This window comes from Streptomyces sp. NBC_00012 (genome assembly GCF_045040875.1).
Classification (GTDB): Bacteria; Actinomycetota; Actinomycetes; order Streptomycetales; family Streptomycetaceae; genus Streptomyces.
Window position 1 is genome coordinate 2570760 of sequence record NZ_CP108309.1, and the last position, 17508, is coordinate 2588267.

Below are 17508 nucleotides of genomic sequence, written 5' to 3' on the forward strand. Positions count from 1 at the left end.
GCTGCACATGACGGATCAAGGACATGTCACGAAGGTGACAGATCAAGAGCAGTGATCTTCAATGATCCGGCGGCAATCCGGGCGATGATCTCGGACGGCTGACGCGTGCGGCCCGACCGGCCCCTGAGGGCCATCGGTCAGGTCAGCGCCGGCTCCGCCTGAGGTACGTCGATGTCGATGCTGTCGAGCAGCGACTCTTGGTGCTGGGCGGCGGCGTTCAGCGCGTCGTTCTCGTCCTGGATCCGTACGAGCTCGGATTCGAGGTCCTGGACGCGCTGCTGGAGCCGTCGCATCTCGGCGAGGAGTCGCGGGTCGGAACCGCCGACGTAACCGAGAAGCGCCTTTGCCATGATGGATGGTCCTCCACACTGAGTGACCGACCGATGCGGTGTGGGTCGTGAGGGAATCGCACCCGCGGTGCTCGGCAGTGCTCTGTAGTCACTGCTGTTCTGCTGCCAAACAGCTCTGCCAAACAGCTAAGGTGCGCGGGGATTTCAGCGTCTCACCAAAAAGTTTGACGGTCAACACGATCACGCCCTGTAGAGGCGGGCAGCCCGGGGGCGCGCGGCTGGGCGATCATGCGGCGCGACTCTCCTGCGAGGCCCTGCGGGGCGTGGAGATCATCCTTACTGCCGCAGCCTGGCACGGTAACCGAATCTTGGCAACCACCCGGACATTCCGCAGGTCATTTCATGTGTACGCAGATGAGCACCCCACCCGGTAACCGCTTGCCGCACTTCGAACACGGTCCGAACACGGCCTGTTCCGCACCCCCGGGACGGCCCCCCTTTCAGCGGATCGCGAAGCCCTCGTAACCGCCGCGCGGGGTGTCCCATATCTCAGTGACTCCGTCGACGCGGCCGGGTGTGTCGTCCGAGCGCAGCCAATCCAGCAGACGGTCGCAATTCTCACGCAGCCCCTCGGCGACGACCTGCACCCTGCCGTCGTCGAGATTGAGGGCGAAGCCGGTGAGGCCACCGATCTCGAGGGCGTTCGCCCTGGTGAACCAGCGGAACCCCACCTGCTGCACTCGGCCGCGTACCCATGCGGTGAGCCGTACGTCTTCGTTCATGCCCGAACGCTAACCGTCCAATTACTCTCGGAGCACTTCCTGCCGTTGAGCCATGGCGTACAGTCCCGACGCAATGAACTCACTCGAACGGGTGAGTTGTGTTGACGCCGGAAGCGGCGTCCAGACCGTCGGAAGGGCTCAGCAGATGGGACGCCATCGACGCTCCGCCACAGCTGCCGCCGCCGAGGACGACGCGGCGGACGGCGCGGGACGAAGCCGGGGCGGGCACCGCAGGAAGCGGTCCGCTGCTCCGGTCCGGACCGGACTGATCGGTGTCTCCGCGGCCTTCGCCGTGGGAGCCGTGGCGGTGGCCTCCGGCCTGCTGCCCGGCGGCGACACCTACACGGTGGGCGGCGGCTCCGACCGCGTGCGCACCGACGGCGCCCCGGATCCGCTGACCCAGGGCGGCTCCTCCGCCTCACCGGCCGACCGCTCCACCGCGTCCGACCCGGCCAGCCGCGGCGTCGGGCGGGCCGAGGGCCCGGCAAAGGCGGAGTCGCCCACCGGGTCCCCCTCGTCCTCCTCGAAGACCTCCGGGCCGGCCGAGCGGACGAAGCCGTCCCGGTCCGCGTCGTCCAAGGCCCCCGGGGCCGGGAAGATCACCGCCCCCGCCGCCGAGAAGTCGTCGGCCGCGCCGAAGACCTCCGCTCCCGCGACCCGCAGCGCCTCGGCCCCGGCCGACTCCTCCGTCCGGTCCGCCGTGCTCGCCCTGGTCAACCAGGAGCGCGCGAAGGCCGGCTGCAGCCCGCTGACCGCGAGCGCCTCGCTCGCCTCGCTCGCCCAGGACTTCAGCGAGGACATGGCCGCCCGCGGCTTCTTCGACCACACCGACCCCGACGGCCGGACCCCGTGGGACCGCGCCTCCAAGTCCGGCGTGCGGGGCCTCGCGGCGGAGAACATAGCCCGCGGCCAGGCGAACGCGCAGGCCGTGATGGATTCCTGGATGAACAGCGACGGCCACCGGGCGAACATTCTCAACTGCGACTACAAGACACTCGGCGTCGGTGTGCACTACGGCTCCGGTGGCCCCTGGTGGACCCAGGACTTCGGCTTCTGACCGGCGGCCCGCACAGCGCTCACCCGAAAAAAGCGCACTCCGTCGGTGAGCGCTGTGCGGGCGTACGCTGCTCGGTATGGACGAGAACACCCGTCTGGACGCGCTCGCCTTCGACGTGTTCTCCAGACAGTGCCCCTCACGCGGCACGCTGGAGCATGTCACCGGGCGCTGGGGCAGCCTGACGCTGGGGGCGCTGCACGAAGGCGGATTCCGCTTCAACGAACTCCGCCGCCGGGTCGACGGGGTCAGCGAGAAGATGCTCTCCCAGACACTCCACGCCCTGGAACGGGACGGCCTGGTCCACCGCGAGGCGCAGCCGACCAATCCCCCGCGCGTCGACTACGAGCTGACGCCTCTGGGCCGGCAGGTGGCCGAGCGGCTGCTCGCGCTGATCGAGTTCGTCGAGGGCCGGATGCCCGAGGTGCTCGGGGCCCGCGACCACTACGACAGGACGCACCCCGGCCGGACGGCTTCCTGAGGGCTGTGATCCCTGGTCGTCGCACGCCCGCCAGGGATCACGGGACAGTTCTCAGGCGGTCGTGCGCGGGGGCCGCTGGCAGCGCGGGCAGAAGTAGCTGGAGCGGTTCATCCAGGGGCGGCGGCGCATCGGGGTGCCGCAGCGGCGGCAGGGCTCGTCCTCGCGTCCGTAGGCGTCGAGCGAGCGGTCGAAGTAGCCGGACTCACCGTTCACATTGACGTAGAGGCTGTCGAAGCTGGTGCCGCCCTGGTCGAGCGCCGCGCTCATCACGTCGCGGACGTGGCCGAGCAGTTCGGCGGACTTGGGCCGGGTGAGGGTCGCGGTCGGCCGGTCGTAGTGCAGTCTGCTGCGCCAGAGCGCCTCGTCGGCGTAGATGTTGCCGACGCCGCTGATCAGCGACTGGTCGAGCAGGGCGCGCTTGACGGTCGTACGGCGCAGTCGCAGGGCCGCGTGGAAGGCGGCGTCGTCGAACGCCGGGTCCAGCGGGTCGCGGGCGATGTGCGCGATGGTGTCGGGCAGCCCGTCGGGAGTGTTCTCGTGGAGCGAGAGCCCGCCGAAGGTCCGCTGGTCGACGAAGCGGAGCTCGGTGCCGAGGGAGTCGTCGAAGCGGATCCGGATACGCAGATGTTTCTCGTCCGGGGCGTCCTGCGGCTGCACCAGCAGCTGGCCGCTCATCCCGAGGTGACCGAGGAGCGAACTGGACGCGTCGTCCAGCGGCACCCAGAGGTATTTGCCGCGGCGCATCGCCGTTCCGAAGCGGGCGCCGCCGAGCCGGGCCGCGAAGTCCACGCCACCGGCGAGATGGCGGCGGACCGCACGCGGGTGCAGCACCTCGACGTCGTCGACGGTGCGGCCGGTGACCCAGCGTTCGAGACCACGCCGTACGACTTCGACCTCGGGCAGCTCGGGCACGGTGTCGCTCCTGAAGGGATGCTCTGAGTGAAGAATACGTTTCCGGGCAGGAAGAACCCCCCGGCGCACAGGGCACCGAGGGGTTCTCGGGGTCAGGCCGGAGCGGCGTCCGTGGACGGCGACGGGCCGGACGGGGCTTCGGTGGCCCCTCCGTCGGCAGCGGCCTTCGCCGCAGCCGCCCGTTCCTCCGCGGCGGCGCTGATCTCGCGCCAGGCGGACTCCGCCGCCTGCTGCTCCGCTTCCTTCTTGCTACGGCCGGTGCCGGTGCCGTACGAGACACCACCGACGCGAGCAGCAGCAGTAAAGGTCTTCTCGTGATCCGGGCCGGTCTCCGTGACGATGTACTCGGGGACTCCGAGGCTCTCGCCGGCGGTGAGCTCCTGGAGGCTGGTCTTCCAGTCCAGGCCGGCACCGAGGTTCGAGGACCTGTCGATCAGCGGGTCGAAGAGCCGGTGAACCAGCTCCGAGGCCGCGCCGAGGCCCTGGTCGAGATAGACCGCGCCGATCACCGCTTCAAGGGTGTCGGCGAGGATGGACGCCTTGTCCCGGCCTCCCGTGCCCTCTTCACCCCGGCCGAGCCGGATGAAGGAGCCGAGTTCGAGGCCGCGGCCCACTTCCGCAAGCGCACGCGAGTTGACCACCGCGGCCCGCAACTTGGCCAGCTGGCCTTCGGGCAGGTCGGGGTGGGTGCGGTACAGCGTGTCCGTGACCACCAGGCCGAGCACCGAATCCCCGAGGAATTCGAGCCGCTCGTTGGTGGGCAGACCGCCGTTCTCGTATGCGTACGAACGGTGGGTCAGCGCACGCACCAGAAGGGCGGTCTCGAGTTGATACCCGAGCCGCCCTTCCAGAAGCGTGTGGGACGAGGCTGTGTTGACGTTGTCTGCCTTCTTCTTGGCGTTGGACAACTCAGACATCGGGCCTCTCACCAGCCGCTCAGACCTCGAGGACCTGGCGCTTGTTGTACGTGCCGCAGCTGGGGCACGCGATGTGCTGCAGCTTCGGCTCCTGGCAACGCTCACACGAAACCAGGGTGGGGACCGCAGCCTTCCACTGCGACCGGCGGTGGCGCGTGTTGCTGCGCGACATCTTCCGCTTCGGAACAGCCACGGCTACTTCTCCTGCTTCTCGTCGACGCCCGCTTCGGCGCCGCCCATGTTGTCCTTCTCGCCGTCCTGAACGGTGTCGGCGAGTCCTTGCAATGCCGCCCAACGGATGTCGACGGCATCATGGTGATGCCCGGGGTTCTCGTCCAGCCTGATTCCGCATTCGGAACACAGACCGGCACAGGACTCCCGGCACACCGGCTGCATCGGCAGTGCGAGCACCACCGCATCACGCAGCACTGGTTCGAGGTCGAACAGGCCGTCCTCGATGAAGAGCCTGTCCTCGTCGTCCTCAACGTCGTCGGCCGGCTCCGCCTTGCTGCTGCGGCCCCGGTCATCGGCGTCAGGGTACGAGAACATCTCCTGGAAGTCCGCCGCAACCTCTAGGCGCAGCGGCTCCAGACACCTTACGCACTCCCCCTCGGCCGACGCACGGGCGGTGCCTGTGACAAGCACCCCTTCCATGACCGATTCGAGGCGGAGGTCCAACTCCACGGGTGCGCCTTCCGGCACACCGATGACCCCTTCGATGCCGAGGACCGACGGCGGACCGGGTGCGTCCACCGTGCGGGAGAGCCGCTGGAGGGCACCGGGACGCCGGCCCAGCTCGTGCGTATCGAACACGAGGGGGTTTCGGTGGTCGAGGTGGCCGTTCAGGGCTTTTCCTGCTTTCGAAATCACGTGCAACGCACATCGTGGGGAGGGCCGACCGGATTCTGAGTCGAAACGGGCAGCCGGGATCGCGGACATACGCGCGACCGAGGATCCAGGATACTGGACGCGCCGCCCAGCTCCCAATCCGGCGTTCGGGGCCGCCCGGACCCGGGCCCCGGCCCCGTCCGGTCAGCGTTCCTGTTCGTACCGGCGGAGCTGGTCCAGGTCGATCATGCTGGTGTCGAACAGGCTGGTCTCGTCGAGGGCGCTCTCGCCCTGCTGGACCGTCTGATGGGGCTGCGCGGGCTGCTGCGGCCAGTCGTCGTACCCCTGGGCGGGGACCTGGTTCTGGACCTGCCCCTGGCCCTGGTCGTAGCCCTGCTGCTGATAGGCCGCGGCGTACGGATCCGGCTGCTGCTGGTACCCGTAGACGTCCTGCTGCGGCTGCCCCTGGTACGCGTAGGTCTCCGCGTAGCCGGGCTGGGCCTGGGCGGGGAAGTGCGGCTGGGGCTGCTGGTGCACCGGCTGCGGCTCCGGGGTGGCGATCTCGGCGAGGCCGGCCCAGTGGTCCTCGTCGCTGATGCGCCCCTGGTCGCCCGCCGCGTCCTGGGCGGCCACGTGCGCGCCGAGGTCGTCGGTGGGGATCCTGCCGTGCAGTTTCTGCCGGCCCCGGCCGACCGCCTCCAGGGTCTTGGCGAGCACGGCCTCGAAGGCGCCCAGCTTGGTGTCCACGTACTCGTCCGCCCGGCGCTGGAGCGTGGCCGGGTCGGTGCTGCGCTCGGGCGCCTCGGCGAAGTCCGGGTCCTCGTAGCCCTGCTCGTCGAAGGCCTGGCCGCGGCCGAGGAGCTTCTCACGGCCGCGGTCGACGGAGCCGATCGTCTTGGTGAGGACGACCTCGAAGTTGGCGAGCTTGCTGTCGACGTACTCGTCGGCCTCGGCGCGGACCTCGGCGGCCTCCTGGCGGGCCTCGCCGAGGATGCGGTCGGCCTCGCTGCGGGACTGCCTGGCGATCTCGGTGTCGGAGATCAGCGAGGTGCGTTCGGCGCGGGCGGCGCCGATGATCCGCTCGGCCTCCTGGCGGGCCTGCTCGGCCAGCTGCTCCTGGCCGCCGATGAGCTGCTGGGCGTGGGCGAGCGAGCCGGGCAGGGCCTCGCGCACCTCTTCGAGCATCGCGAGCAGGTCGGCGCGGTTGACCACGCACGAAGCCGACATGGGCATCGACCGGGCGTTCCCGACCGCTTCGACGATCTCGTCGAGCTTCTTCTGCACGTCCACCGTGTGCTCGCCACTCTCTACAGCCGATTGGAGACGGACGGGACGACTGTAAGGCCAGTCGGCGCCCGTCCGACACCTGGTGACGGACCGTCAGCGGTTCACTGCTGAGCGAGACGCTCGGTGAGGGCCCGGTGGACCAGCGGGGGAAGCAGGTGGGAGACGTCCCCGCCCCAGGTCGCGACCTCCTTGACCAGGGAGGACGACAGGAAGCTGTAGGTGGGATTGGTCGGCACGAAGAGCGTCTCGACGCCGGAGAGGCCGTTGTTCATCTGGGCCATCTGAAGCTCGTAGTCGAAGTCGCTGACGGCCCGCAGGCCCTTCACGATCGCCGGGATGTCGCGCTGCTTGCAGAAGTCGACCAGGAGACCGTGGAAGGACTCGACCTGGACGTTGCCGAATTCCGTGGTGACCTGACGGATCAGGTCGATCCGCTCGTCGACCGTGAACAGGCCCTTCTTGGACTGGTTGATCATCACCGCGACGTGTACGACGTCGTACAGCTTCGAGGCACGGCCAATGATGTCGAGGTGTCCATTGGTGATGGGGTCGAATGACCCCGGACAGACGGCGCGGCGCAACTTGATTCCCTCGCTCTCCGGTCCGGTCATCGTGCGTCTTCGCACGTAAAGGCGGCGCGACCGTACCAAAGCGTTCCTTCGCCGTAGCGACGGGCCCGCAATGGTTCGAATCCCTCCGGCCAGCCGAATTCTCCGCCTCTGGTGCTGCGTTCCACGGTGACGAGGGCATCGGCCGTAAGCCAGCCCTGAGCACGGAGTGTGAGCAGTATCTCGCCAAGATCGTCGTCGGTGACGGCGTACGGCGGGTCCAGGAACACCACGTCGTAGGGGTCCCCCGGTGCCGGTCCCGTCACGATCTGTTCGGCTTTGCCGGCGCGGACCTCGGCGCCGGGCAGGCCGAGGGTGCGGACGTTGTCCCGGACGGTGCGCACGGCCTTGGGGTCGGCCTCGACGAGCAGGGCGTGCACCGCGCCCCGGGAGAGCGCCTCCAGGCCGACGGCCCCCGACCCCGCGTACAGATCGGCGATGCGGATGCCCTCCAGGCTGCCGAGGAGCGCTTCCCAGGTGGAGAAGAGGCCCTCGCGCGCACGGTCGGAGGTGGGGCGGGTGCCGGTGCCGGGCGGAACGGCCAGGCGGCGTCCGCCGGCCGAGCCGGCGATCACGCGGGTCATGGGTGTCTGGTCCTCGGTTCGTGGGTGGCCCGCGGGATGCCGCGGCGACGTGCCACCCACGATATGGCGTCGCCGTCGATCGGGCCCGCGCACCCGGCGGCGTCCGCCGACGCTCCCGGTCAGCCCTTGTCGAGGTACTGCTCGCGCTCCTTGTCGAGCAGCGCGTCCAGCGCGGTCCGCAGCTCCGGCAGGTGTTCCAGCTCCGGGTCCGCGGCGACGATCGCGACGGCCTCCTCGCGTGCGGCGGCGATCACCTCCTCGTCGTCGATGACGGTGAGCATCCGCAGCGAGGAGCGGACCCCGGACTGGGCCTGGCCGAGGACATCGCCCTCGCGGCGCTGTTCCAGGTCGATCCGGGAGAGCTCGAAGCCGTCCAGGGTGGCGGCGACGGCGGAGAGGCGGGCGCGGGCGGGACTGGCCTCGTGGGCCTCGCTGACCAGCAGGCAGAGTCCGGGGGCGGAGCCCCGGCCGACCCGGCCGCGCAGCTGGTGCAGCTGGGAGACGCCGAAGCGGTCGGCGTCCATGATCACCATGGCGGTGGCGTTGGGGACGTTGACGCCGACCTCGATGACAGTGGTGGCGACCAGGACGTCGACATCGCCCGCGGCGAAGCGGCGCATCACGTCGTCCTTGTCGTCGGGGTTCATCCTGCCGTGCAGCACCTCGATGCGCAGACCGGCCAGGTGGCCCTTGGTGAGCTGTTCGGAGATCTCCAGCACGGCGAGCGGCGGGCGCTTGTCGCCGTCTTCCTCGGGGACCTTCTTCTTGGCCTTCTTCCCCGCCGCCTCGTCGTCGGCGTCGTCGCCGATGCGGGGGCAGACCACGTACGCCTGGTGTCCGTTCTCCACTTCTTCCCGCACCCGCTCCCAGGCGCGGCTGAGGAAGTGCGGCTTGTCCTTGGCGGGGACGACATGGCTGGCGATCGGCGAGCGGCCGGCCGGAAGCTGGTCCAGTACGGAGGTCTCCAGGTCGCCGAAGACGGTCATGGCGACCGTACGGGGAATGGGAGTGGCCGTCATGACCAGCAGATGCGGCGGCTGCTTCCCTTTAGAGCGCAGGGCGTCGCGCTGCTCCACCCCGAAGCGGTGCTGCTCGTCGACGACGACCAGGCCCAGGTCGTGGAACCGCACCTTGTCCTCGATCAGGGCGTGGGTGCCGATCACGATCCCGGCCTCGCCGGTGACCAGGTCGAGGAGCGCCTGGCGGCGGGCCGCGACGCCCATCGAACCGGTGAGCAGCACCACCTTCGTCCCCTGCTCGGAGCCGCCCAGCATGCCGCCCTCGGCCAGCTCCCCCATCATCTCCGTGATCGAGCGGTGGTGCTGCTGGGCGAGCACCTCGGTGGGCGCGAGCATGGCGGCCTGCCCGCCCGCGTCGACGACCCCGAGCATGGCCCGCAGCGCGACCATGGTCTTGCCGGAACCGACTTCGCCCTGGAGGAGCCGGTGCATCGGGTGCTCGGTCGCGAGGTCGTCGAAGATCTCCTTGGAGACCTTCTGCTGTCCGTCGGTGAGGGTGAAGGGCAGCTTGGCGTCGAAGGCGTCGAGCAGCCCGCCGGGGTCGGGTCTGCGGGCCACGGCCGGGAGCTGGGTGTCGGCGTACCTGCGGCGGGCCAGCGCGACCTGGAGTACGAAGGCCTCGTCCCACTTCAGCCGGTCCCTGGCCTCGGCGATGTCCGCCTTGGTCTGCGGGCGGTGGACCTTGAGCAGCGCCTCGGGTAGCGCGGTGAAGCCGCGGCCCTCGCGCAGGCTCGGCGGCAGCGGGTCGACGGCCTCCTGCGCGCTGGGCAGCACCGTGTCGACGGCCTTGGCGATCCGCCAGGAGTCCAGCTGCTTGCAGGCCGGGTAGATCGGCAGCAGCCGCCCGGCGAAGGCGTCCACCGCCTCCGTGGCCCCGGCCCCGTCGACGGACTCGGCGTCCAGCAGCTGGTACGTGGGGTGGGCCAGCTGCATCTTCCGGTTGAAGACGGAGACCTTGCCCGCGAACATCGCCCGCCGGCCCGGCAGCAGCTCCTTGTGCGGCTTGTGGACGCCGTGGCCGAAGAAGACCAGCTGGAGGCGGCCGTTGCCGTCGGTGAGGGTCACCTCCAGGCGCTTGCCGCGGCCGTTGTTGAACATCAGGATGCGGGCGTCGGCGACCTGCGCGACCACCGTCACGTGCTCGTCCAGCGGGAGGTCGGCCAGCGCCGTGAGCCGGCCGCGCTCCTCGTACCGCCGCGGGTAGTGGTGGAGCAGATCACCGACCGTGTGCAGGTCGAGGTGTTCGGCCATCACCTTCGCGGTGGCTCCGCCGAGCAGCTTCTTGAGGGGTTCATCGAACGCAGACACGCGATCCATTGCACACCACACCACTGACAGATGTTAGGCGGGCACCACCCGGAACCCGGGAATCCCCTGGTCGGAACCGTCGCCGCGCCGCTAGGGTCGGCTCCCCCGTTTCCGGCTCGCGATCACCTCCCGAGGGATCGCCCGACCCGCGCTGTCGCACGTGCCTCGCCGGGCGAGGCACAGGCCCCCCACCGGCGCTGCGACGATGACATCTGAGACCTCAGCGAATTGCGCGTCCCCCGAACACATCGATTCCCCCGGCTGCTCGCCGCACACCTTCCAGGTGGATCTGCGCGGTCTGGTCGACCTCCTCTCCCACCACCTCTACTCATCCCCGCGGGTCTACCTCCGCGAGCTGCTGCAGAACGCCGTGGACGCCATCACGGCCCGCCGCGCCGAACAGCCGGACGCGCCCGCCCTGGTCCGGCTGTACGCGGACGACGGGCGGCTCCGGGGCGAGGACAGCGGGATCGGTCTGACCGAGACCGATGTGCACAGCCTGCTCGCGACGATCGGCCGCAGTTCCAAGCGCGACGGGGCGGAAGGGCTGGCCTCGGCGCGCGCCGGGTTCCTCGGCCGGTTCGGCATCGGGCTGCTGGCGTGCTTCGTCGTCGCGGCCGAGATCCGGGTGGTGAGCCGTTCGGCGCGTACGCCCGCGGCGCCGCCCGTGGAGTGGTGCGCCCGCGACGACGGTTCGTACACCGTCCGTACGCTGCCCGACGACGCGCGGACCGAGCCGGGCACCACCGTGCACCTGACCGCACGCCCCGGCAGCGGGGACTGGCTCACCGGCCGACGGCGCGGCCACCGCCCGTCAGGCGGGCGCCGTGCTGGTGTGCCGGGCCCGGAGCCTCGCCCGGCTGGTGCAGGACGCTCCGGACGAGGAGGCCGCCGAGTCGGCCGTCGCCGGTCTCGAACAGGGGGCGCGGGAGCTGCTGGCGTTCACCGAGCCGCTGCGCGGGGAGCCCGGGGTGGCCATCCGGACCGCGGAGGCGCTCGATCTGCTCGGCGACGTCGCGGCGTACCGCGGCGACCCGCACGTCGCGCTGGAGCGGTACGAGCGGGCCGCCGCCGAGACCAATGCCGCCGGGCTGTCCTGGTACGCGGTCGAGTACGAGGCAAAGGCGTCCGGGCTCGCCGCCCAACTGGAGGAGTACGAGCGGGCGCAGAACGCGGCACGGGCCGCGCTGGAGCACGGGGCGGCGTTCGTCCCGGCGCGCGGACGGGCCCGGCTGCATCTGCGGCTCGCCGAAGTCCTCGCCGGTGACGGGCAGTTCGCCGAGGCCGTCGAGCAGGTGCTGGACGCCGCGCACTGGGCGGACGAGTCGGGCGAGGGCGGGACGCTCGGGGCCGTGCCCGTCATCAGCTCGGCGGCTGGCTGCTCCGGCTGGACCGGGCGGCGGAGGCCGCCGCGGTGCTGGAGGCCGTACTGCCCGACATCACAGCCGAGGAGCACGGTGACGGCACGGTCGTGCAGACGCTGTGGTGGCTCGGCGAAGCGCTCACGGCGCTGCACGAACCGCGGGAGGCGGCCGGGCACTGGCTGAGGGCGGCGGACATCGCACGCGGCCGGCCCGAGCAGCACGACCACGCGATGCTGGCGAATCTGGCCGCGCAGGCGCTGTACCGGGCCGGTCTCGACCCGCAGGCGGAGCTGGCGTACGCGCGGGCCGGGGAGCCGTGGCGCGAGCTGGGCGATGTCCCCGCGCTGGTGCGGACACTGCGGGTGCGGGCCTGGATCGCGATCAGGGAGGGGCGGCCGGGCCCGGGGACGGCGCGGGCGTTCATGGCGGCGGCCGCGCGGGAGTGCGAGGGCGCGCTGGCCTCCGGTCCGGCGGACGGGGCGCCCCGGCTGCTCGCGGAGCTCGCGGACACCCACCGCCAGACCGGCGAGCTGATCGCCCATGCCTGCCAGGGCGAGCCGGGCGAGGACCCGGAGTACGAGGAGGCCCTCGGGTACGTGGACCGGGCGGTGGCGGGCTTCACCGCGGCCGGGACCGGCTACGTCGGTCTGCGCACGGCCGCCGAGCTGATGGCCGTCTGGCTGGAGGCCGACCTCGGCCGTCCGGACGCCGCCCGGGAGCGGGCCCGCAGGGTCCTGGAGATCCACGGGGCCGGGGAGCCGGACGGGACGGGCGAGGAGCGCCGCGCGGAGGCCGAGGCACTGCTGGAGTACGTGGACAGGAGGACAGGCCGGTCCGGCGCCTGAGGTACGGCGCTTGAGGTGCGGCGAACTCCACGCCGAAGCACACGGACAGCAAGGCCGGCCCGCCCGGCACCCGAAGCACGGCGAACTCCACGCTGAAACACACGAACAGCAGGACCGGCCCGCCCGGCACCAGGTACGGCGTGCTCCGCTACTCCACCCCGATGAGCAGCGGAGCGCGCTGGTGGCCGCCCCGGTACACCACCGTGTCCACCGCCAGATAGCCCTCGCGCACGTGCTCCTGAAGCGCGTCCGCGAGGCTGTCGGGGACGTCCTCGCCCAGGACCAGGGTGACCAGTTCGCCGCCCGCCGCCAGCATCCGGTCCAGCACGTCGCGGGCGGTCCGCGGCACGTCCCCGCCGATGACCGCGACGTCGCCGTCGATCAGGCCCAGGATGTCGCCGGCCTGACAGATGCCCGCCATGGTCCAGGACTGCCGTTCGGCGACGGCGAGTTCGGCGTAGCGGGTGGCGCCGGCGGCGGCGGTCATCGCCACCACGTCCTCGTCGAAGCTGCGGTCGGGTTCGTGGACGGCGAGGGCCGCGATGCCCTGGACGGCGGCCCTGGTCGGGATCAGGGCGACCCGCACGCCCTGTGCGCGGGCCTGCTCGGCGGCGGCCGCGGCGGTGTGGCGCAGCTCCGCGTCGTTGGGCAGCAGGACCACCTCGCGGGCGTGCGCCCGGCGGATCGCGTCGACCAGTTCGCCGCTGGCGGGCGGCTCCCCGGGGCGGGCCAGCACCGTCGTGGCACCCGCCTCCTTGCACAGGTCGCGGAGCCCGTCGCCGGGGACCAGCACGACGACCGCGCGCTGCACGGGCTCGGTGCGGGGGTGCACCCGGTCCGCGCCGAAGTGGGTGATCCGGATCCGGTACGGCCGCCCCGCCTCGACCCCGGCCTCCACGGCCGCGCCCGCGTCGTCGACGTGCACATGGACGTTCCACAGCCCGTCGCCGCCCACCACCACGAGCGAGTCGCCGAGCCCGTCGAGCCGGGTGCGCAGCCGGTCCACCGCGTCGTCCGCGGCTTCCAGCAGGTAGATGACCTCGAAGGCCGGTCCGCCCTCCGGGTCGGCCTCCGTACAGTCGTCCGGCATGGGAAGGATGGGCACCGCCGTGCGACGGTGCTCGGGCGCCCGCCCGCAGACCGCTTCGACGAGCGCCCCGAGCACGGTCACCAGACCCCGTCCGCCGGCGTCCACGACGCCCGCCCGGCGGAGGACGGCGAGTTGTCCGGGGGTCGCCTCCAGAGCCGTGCGCGCCCCTTCGTACGCCGCCCGTGCGACCTCCGTGGTCCCGGCGCCGTCCTCGGTGCGGCCGGCGGCCTCGGCGGCGGCGGTGGCCACCGTGAGCACGGTGCCCTCGACGGGGTGTGCCACGGCCCGCCGGGCCGCGGCGGCGGCGACGGCGAGCGCCCGGCGCAGCCGGTCCGCGTCGTGGCCGGCGGCCAGCACTCCGGCCATCCCGCGCAGCAGTTGGGCCAGGATCGTGCCGGAGTTGCCGCGGGCGCCGATCAGGGCACCGTGCGCCATGGCCCGTACCGCGTCGGCCGTGGCGGGCGCGGTCCCAGCGGTCTCGTGGGCGGCGAAGACCGCTTCGACGGCCTGGGTCGCGGATTCCACGGTGAGATAGAGGTTCGTCCCGGTGTCCCCGTCGGCGACGGGGTACACGTTGATCGCGTCGATCGCCTCGCGCTCCCGGCCCAGCGCCTCCAGGGCCAGTGAGCACCAGGTACGCACCGCGACGGCGTCCATGTCGTCGGCGGTCTGCGGCACCTGTCGGTCCTCCTCGGATTCGGCCGTGGGCGGCCGGCTGCATCGCAGAGTAGTACCCCGCGCACCGGGTCCGGCGGGGACAGGGGGCGGGACGGGGTCGGTGAAACCCATGGTAGTTTCGTTCTACCGACGCAGCCGTTGTATGCTGCTTCGGTTGCCCGATGAGAGTCGGGCCATCCCTCCGGCACCGCCACTTCAGTCAAATGATTCCGGCGCGCCGGATTTCACTGTAAGTGCATCTGAAGTCTTTGGAGTGACCCGTGGCTGCCAACTGCGACGTCTGCGGCAAGGGGCCGGGCTTCGGCAACAACATTTCGCACTCGCACCGCCGTACGTCCCGTCGCTGGAATCCCAACATCCAGCGCGTGCGTGCCGTGGTCGGTCGGACGCCGAAGCGGCTCAACGTCTGCACCTCGTGCATCAAGGCCGGCAAGGTCGCGCGCTGACGTTCCCGTCGTAGCGCAGCCTTCCGGTTGCCCAAAAAGCCGGTCCACCTCGGTGGACCGGCTTTTTGCTGTGCTCCCGGCGCTTTCCGCTGCGAGGGCTCCCGGCACTTCCGCCGCGCGCCGGGGCGCCCTCAGCCGGTGCGCGTCCGCCAGCCGTGGTCGACCGGGCCGATCCCTGAGCCGAGCGGGAAGCCCGCCATGATCGCCCCGGTGACGTACGCCTTCGCGTGCCGTACCGCCACGGGCACGTCCTGCCCCAGGGCCAGCCCGCAGGCGATGGCCGAGGCGAGGGTGCAGCCGGTGCCGTGGGTGTGGCGGTTGTCGTGCCGGGGGGCGCGCAGCCAGTACTCCTCGGCGCCGTCCGTCAGCAGGTCCACGGGATCGCCCGGCAGATGACCGCCCTTGACGACGACCCAGCGCGGGCCGAACTCCAGCACCGCGGCGGCGGCCCGTCGCATCCCGGCCTCGTCCCGGACGTGAATGCCGGTGAGCTGTGCCACCTCGTCCAGGTTCGGGGTGGCGACCGTGGCGGCCGGCAGCAGCTTCGTCCGTACGGAATCGAGCGCCTCGGCGGCCAGCAACGGATCGCCGTGCTTGGAGACGCCGACCGGGTCGACGACGGCCGGGGCGCCGGTACCGGCGAGGAGTTCGGCCACGGTCTCCACGAGGACGGCCGACGACAGCATTCCGGTCTTGACCGCCTGCACCCCGATGTCGTCCACCACGCTGCGGTACTGGGCCCGCACCGCATCGGCGGGCAGTTCCCAGGCGCCCTGCACCCCCAGCGAGTTCTGGGCGGTGACGGCGGTCAGCACGCTCATCCCGTGCACGCCATGCGCCAGCATCGTCTTCAGGTCGGCCTGGATGCCGGCACCGCCGCCGGAGTCGGATCCGGCGACGGTGAGCACACGGGCGGGTACAGCGGCAGATATGGGCATACGCCGAAATCTACTGGGCGTCCTCGATGTCCCCGAAGTGGTCCCAGCCGCTCTTGCTGGTCCAGGGTGCCCCGTCGACCGTCACCTGCGGCAGCGCGGAGGGGTTGAGGACCTCGCCGATCACCTTCCAGCGGGCGGGCAGCTTCACGTCCGGCGGGAAGGTGGCGACGATCGCGTGGTCCTCGCCGCCGGTCAGCACCCACTGGAGCGGGTCGACACCGACGGCCTGCCCGATGTCGGACATCTGCGAGGGGATGTCGATGAGCCCGGAGCGCAGATCGATCCGCACCTTGCTGGCCTCGGCGATGTGCCCGAGGTCGGCGACGAGCCCGTCGCTCACGTCCGTCATGGCGGTGGCACCCAGCCCGGCGGCCGCGGGACCCGCGTGGTACGGCGGTTCGGGGCGCCGGTGGGCCTCCACGAAGGCGCGCGGCGAACGGAAGCCGCGGGAGAGCACCGCGTACCCGGCGGCGGACCAGCCGAGCCAGCCGGTGACGGCGACGACGTCGCCGGGCTGGGCGCCGGAGCGGGTGACCGGCTCGTGGTTGCGCAGATCGCCGAGCGCGGTGATCGAGACGGTGATCGTCTCGCCGCGCACCACGTCTCCGCCGACCACGGCCGCGCCCGCGACCTGGCACTCGTCACGGATGCCGTCCATCAGCTCGCCGGCCCAGGTGACCGGGAGCTCGGCGGGGACGACCAGGCCGAGCAGCAGCGCGGTGGGCACCGCGCCCATGGCGGCGATGTCGGCGAGGTTCTGGGCGGCGGCCTTGCGGCCGACGTCGTACGCCGTCGACCAGTCCCGGCGGAAGTGCCGCCCCTCCAACAGGATGTCCGTACTGGCCACGACCCTGCGGTCGGGAGCGGACACGACCGCGGCGTCGTCGCCGGGGCCGAGCCGTACCGCCGGGGTGGTGGTGAGCCGGGAAGTGAGCTCCCTGATGAGCCCGAACTCCCCCAACTCGCCCACGGTTCCCTTCACCGAGTCTCACCTCTCATCTATCGCGCCGGACGTCCGTCCGGGCTGCTTCGGCGGCCGGGGGTCCGCGCCGTGGACCGGCCGCCGCCACGGGGAGCGGTCTGCACTGCTGGTCACCGCCATGCCCGTCCCCCCTCCGGACCGCTGCGCTTGCGGTCGCGGGCCTTCACTGCTGTCGGTACTGTCAAGAGATACGTCAACTTGTGTCTTGTGTACGCCACGCTGTGGGTGTCAACGGCCCGCAGGTCTCCCCGCGGCACGCGGCAACGCGATACCGTGGCGTCCCTTTCTTCCCCACATGATCCTCGTGGCCGCCCTGGAGGTTCCGTGGTACAGGCGTACATCCTTATTCAGACCGAGGTGGGCAAGGCGTCGACCGTCGCCGAGACCATCGCCAGAGTTCCGGGAGTGATCCAGGCAGAGGACGTCACCGGCCCCTACGACGTGATCGTGCGCGCACAGGCCGACACGGTCGATGAACTCGGCCGCATGGTGGTCGCCAAGGTCCAGCAAGTGGAAGGCATCACCCGAACCCTGACCTGCCCGGTCGTGCATCTGTAGCCCCCGTCTACGCTGGGCCGGTGACATCATTGCGCCGGCTCTGCCACCCCGTGTTCCTCGGTCCGTCCGTCGCCGCACTGCTGCTGGTCGCGGCGGGCTGCTCCTCAACGGACGCCGCGGTGTCGATCACGATTCCCACGCCGCCCCCGGAAGCCGCGGCCTACTGCCGTGCGCTGCACAAGGAGCTGCCGAGGACCGTTGCCGGACTCGACCGCGGTGACGCCGGGCCGAAGTCGGAACTGACCGCCGAGTGGGGGGACGGGGAGATCGTACTGCGCTGCGGTGTCCCCCGGCCCGCGAAGATGGACGACCCGATGGCGAAGGGGACCGAGGCGAACGGCGTCAACTGGCTGCTGGAGCAGCCCGATGACGCCGGTCCGCGGTTCACGACGACCTACCGCAAGGCGTACGTCGAGGTGACGCTCTCGGAGGCGTACGCCCATGACGCGAGCCCGTTGGCCGCGTTCGGCGCGCCCGTCCTCAAGACGGTTCCCGGGCTGTAGGGCGTACGCCCCCGGACGGGAGCGCACACCGTGC

The 17508-nt window shown here is 71.3% G+C and carries 20 protein-coding genes and 1 pseudogene; 8 read left to right on the top strand and 13 right to left on the bottom strand.

The features are described 5' to 3' along the window. Positions 1–137: 137 nt before the first annotated feature. Both OHA19_RS11730 and OHA19_RS11735 read right to left on the bottom strand, forming a co-directional pair. Positions 138–350 (bottom strand): hypothetical protein, encoded by a 213-nt coding sequence (locus tag OHA19_RS11730; protein WP_018551753.1) that lies wholly within the window; start codon positions 348–350, stop codon positions 138–140. Positions 351–790: 440 nt separating this feature from the next. After that, positions 791–1072, bottom strand: coding sequence for an acylphosphatase (locus tag OHA19_RS11735; RefSeq protein WP_405716842.1), 282 nt, complete (start codon positions 1070–1072; stop codon positions 791–793). A gap of 145 nt (positions 1073–1217) precedes the next feature. Here OHA19_RS11735 and OHA19_RS11740 point away from each other — a divergent pair, with 145 nt between their 5' ends. Continuing rightward, positions 1218–2129: a CAP domain-containing protein gene (locus OHA19_RS11740; RefSeq protein WP_405750177.1), complete on the top strand. Its 912-nt coding sequence runs from the start codon at positions 1218–1220 to the stop codon at positions 2127–2129. Positions 2130–2205: 76 nt separating this feature from the next. Beyond that, the gene (locus OHA19_RS11745; RefSeq protein WP_405716840.1) at positions 2206–2607 is read left to right on the top strand and encodes a winged helix-turn-helix transcriptional regulator; all 402 of its coding nucleotides are present in this window, start codon (positions 2206–2208) and stop codon (positions 2605–2607) included. Positions 2608–2658: 51 nt separating this feature from the next. Here the strand turns inward: OHA19_RS11745 and mutM are convergent, their stop codons facing one another. The 8 genes from mutM to recG form a co-directional block, all read right to left on the bottom strand. Further along, on the bottom strand, positions 2659–3519 hold the full coding sequence (gene mutM / locus OHA19_RS11750; protein WP_405716839.1) for a bifunctional DNA-formamidopyrimidine glycosylase/DNA-(apurinic or apyrimidinic site) lyase: 861 nt from the start codon (positions 3517–3519) through the stop codon (positions 2659–2661). 92 nt (positions 3520–3611) lie between these two features. Further along, entirely contained in the window at positions 3612–4436 is an 825-nt protein-coding gene (rnc, locus tag OHA19_RS11755; RefSeq protein ID WP_405716838.1) for a ribonuclease III, read from the bottom strand. Positions 4437–4455: 19 nt separating this feature from the next. Beyond that, complete coding sequence (gene rpmF / locus OHA19_RS11760; RefSeq protein ID WP_003965982.1) at positions 4456–4629, bottom strand: 50S ribosomal protein L32; 174 nt, start codon at positions 4627–4629, stop codon at positions 4456–4458. 2 nt (positions 4630–4631) lie between these two features. Beyond that, positions 4632–5306, bottom strand: coding sequence for a YceD family protein (locus OHA19_RS11765; RefSeq protein ID WP_405716837.1), 675 nt, complete (start codon positions 5304–5306; stop codon positions 4632–4634). A 162-nt stretch (positions 5307–5468) separates the two neighbouring features. Then, positions 5469–6554, bottom strand: coding sequence for a cell division initiation protein (locus OHA19_RS11770; protein WP_405716836.1), 1086 nt, complete (start codon positions 6552–6554; stop codon positions 5469–5471). A 98-nt stretch (positions 6555–6652) separates the two neighbouring features. After that, entirely contained in the window at positions 6653–7132 is a 480-nt protein-coding gene (coaD, locus tag OHA19_RS11775) for a pantetheine-phosphate adenylyltransferase (protein ID WP_405721904.1), read from the bottom strand. A gap of 26 nt (positions 7133–7158) precedes the next feature. Beyond that, positions 7159–7743, bottom strand: coding sequence for a 16S rRNA (guanine(966)-N(2))-methyltransferase RsmD (rsmD, locus tag OHA19_RS11780; protein WP_405716835.1), 585 nt, complete (start codon positions 7741–7743; stop codon positions 7159–7161). A 119-nt stretch (positions 7744–7862) separates the two neighbouring features. After that, positions 7863–10079, bottom strand: coding sequence for an ATP-dependent DNA helicase RecG (gene recG, locus OHA19_RS11785; RefSeq protein ID WP_405716834.1), 2217 nt, complete (start codon positions 10077–10079; stop codon positions 7863–7865). A gap of 196 nt (positions 10080–10275) precedes the next feature. Here recG and OHA19_RS11790 point away from each other — a divergent pair. The 3 genes and pseudogenes from OHA19_RS11790 to OHA19_RS11800 form a co-directional block, all read left to right on the top strand. After that, a pseudogene (locus tag OHA19_RS11790) lies at positions 10276–10895 on the top strand (ATP-binding protein); the annotation flags it as partial. Positions 10896–10897: 2 nt separating this feature from the next. Continuing rightward, a complete protein-coding gene (locus tag OHA19_RS11795) occupies positions 10898–11617 on the top strand; it encodes a hypothetical protein (RefSeq protein ID WP_405722197.1) in 720 nt (239 codons plus the stop codon). Continuing rightward, the gene (locus OHA19_RS11800) at positions 11542–12279 is read left to right on the top strand and encodes a hypothetical protein (RefSeq protein WP_405716833.1); all 738 of its coding nucleotides are present in this window, start codon (positions 11542–11544) and stop codon (positions 12277–12279) included. Before OHA19_RS11795 ends, OHA19_RS11800 begins: the two co-directional genes overlap by 76 nt. 148 nt (positions 12280–12427) lie before the next feature. Here OHA19_RS11800 and OHA19_RS11805 read toward each other — a convergent pair whose 3' ends face one another. Beyond that, the gene (locus OHA19_RS11805) at positions 12428–14047 is read right to left on the bottom strand and encodes a DAK2 domain-containing protein (RefSeq protein ID WP_405716832.1); all 1620 of its coding nucleotides are present in this window, start codon (positions 14045–14047) and stop codon (positions 12428–12430) included. A gap of 260 nt (positions 14048–14307) precedes the next feature. On the opposite strand from OHA19_RS11805, the gene rpmB reads away from it, so the two are divergent. Beyond that, positions 14308–14493, top strand: a complete 186-nt coding sequence (gene rpmB / locus OHA19_RS11810; RefSeq protein WP_030928661.1) for a 50S ribosomal protein L28 — start codon at positions 14308–14310, stop codon at positions 14491–14493. Positions 14494–14624: 131 nt separating this feature from the next. On the opposite strand, the gene thiD is transcribed toward rpmB, so the two are convergent. Together thiD and OHA19_RS11820 are read right to left on the bottom strand one after the other, a co-directional pair. Beyond that, positions 14625–15431, bottom strand: coding sequence for a bifunctional hydroxymethylpyrimidine kinase/phosphomethylpyrimidine kinase (gene thiD, locus OHA19_RS11815; protein ID WP_405716831.1), 807 nt, complete (start codon positions 15429–15431; stop codon positions 14625–14627). 10 nt (positions 15432–15441) lie between these two features. After that, positions 15442–16413 (bottom strand): thiamine-phosphate kinase, encoded by a 972-nt coding sequence (locus OHA19_RS11820; protein ID WP_093545137.1) that lies wholly within the window; start codon positions 16411–16413, stop codon positions 15442–15444. Positions 16414–16737: 324 nt separating this feature from the next. Here OHA19_RS11820 and OHA19_RS11825 point away from each other — a divergent pair, with 324 nt between their 5' ends. Then, positions 16738–16971, top strand: coding sequence for an Lrp/AsnC family transcriptional regulator (locus OHA19_RS11825; RefSeq protein WP_072487263.1), 234 nt, complete (start codon positions 16738–16740; stop codon positions 16969–16971). Between the two features lie 20 nt (positions 16972–16991). Beyond that, positions 16992–17474: a DUF3515 domain-containing protein gene (locus OHA19_RS11830; protein WP_405716830.1), complete on the top strand. Its 483-nt coding sequence runs from the start codon at positions 16992–16994 to the stop codon at positions 17472–17474. The last annotated feature ends 34 nt before the right edge of the window (positions 17475–17508 follow it).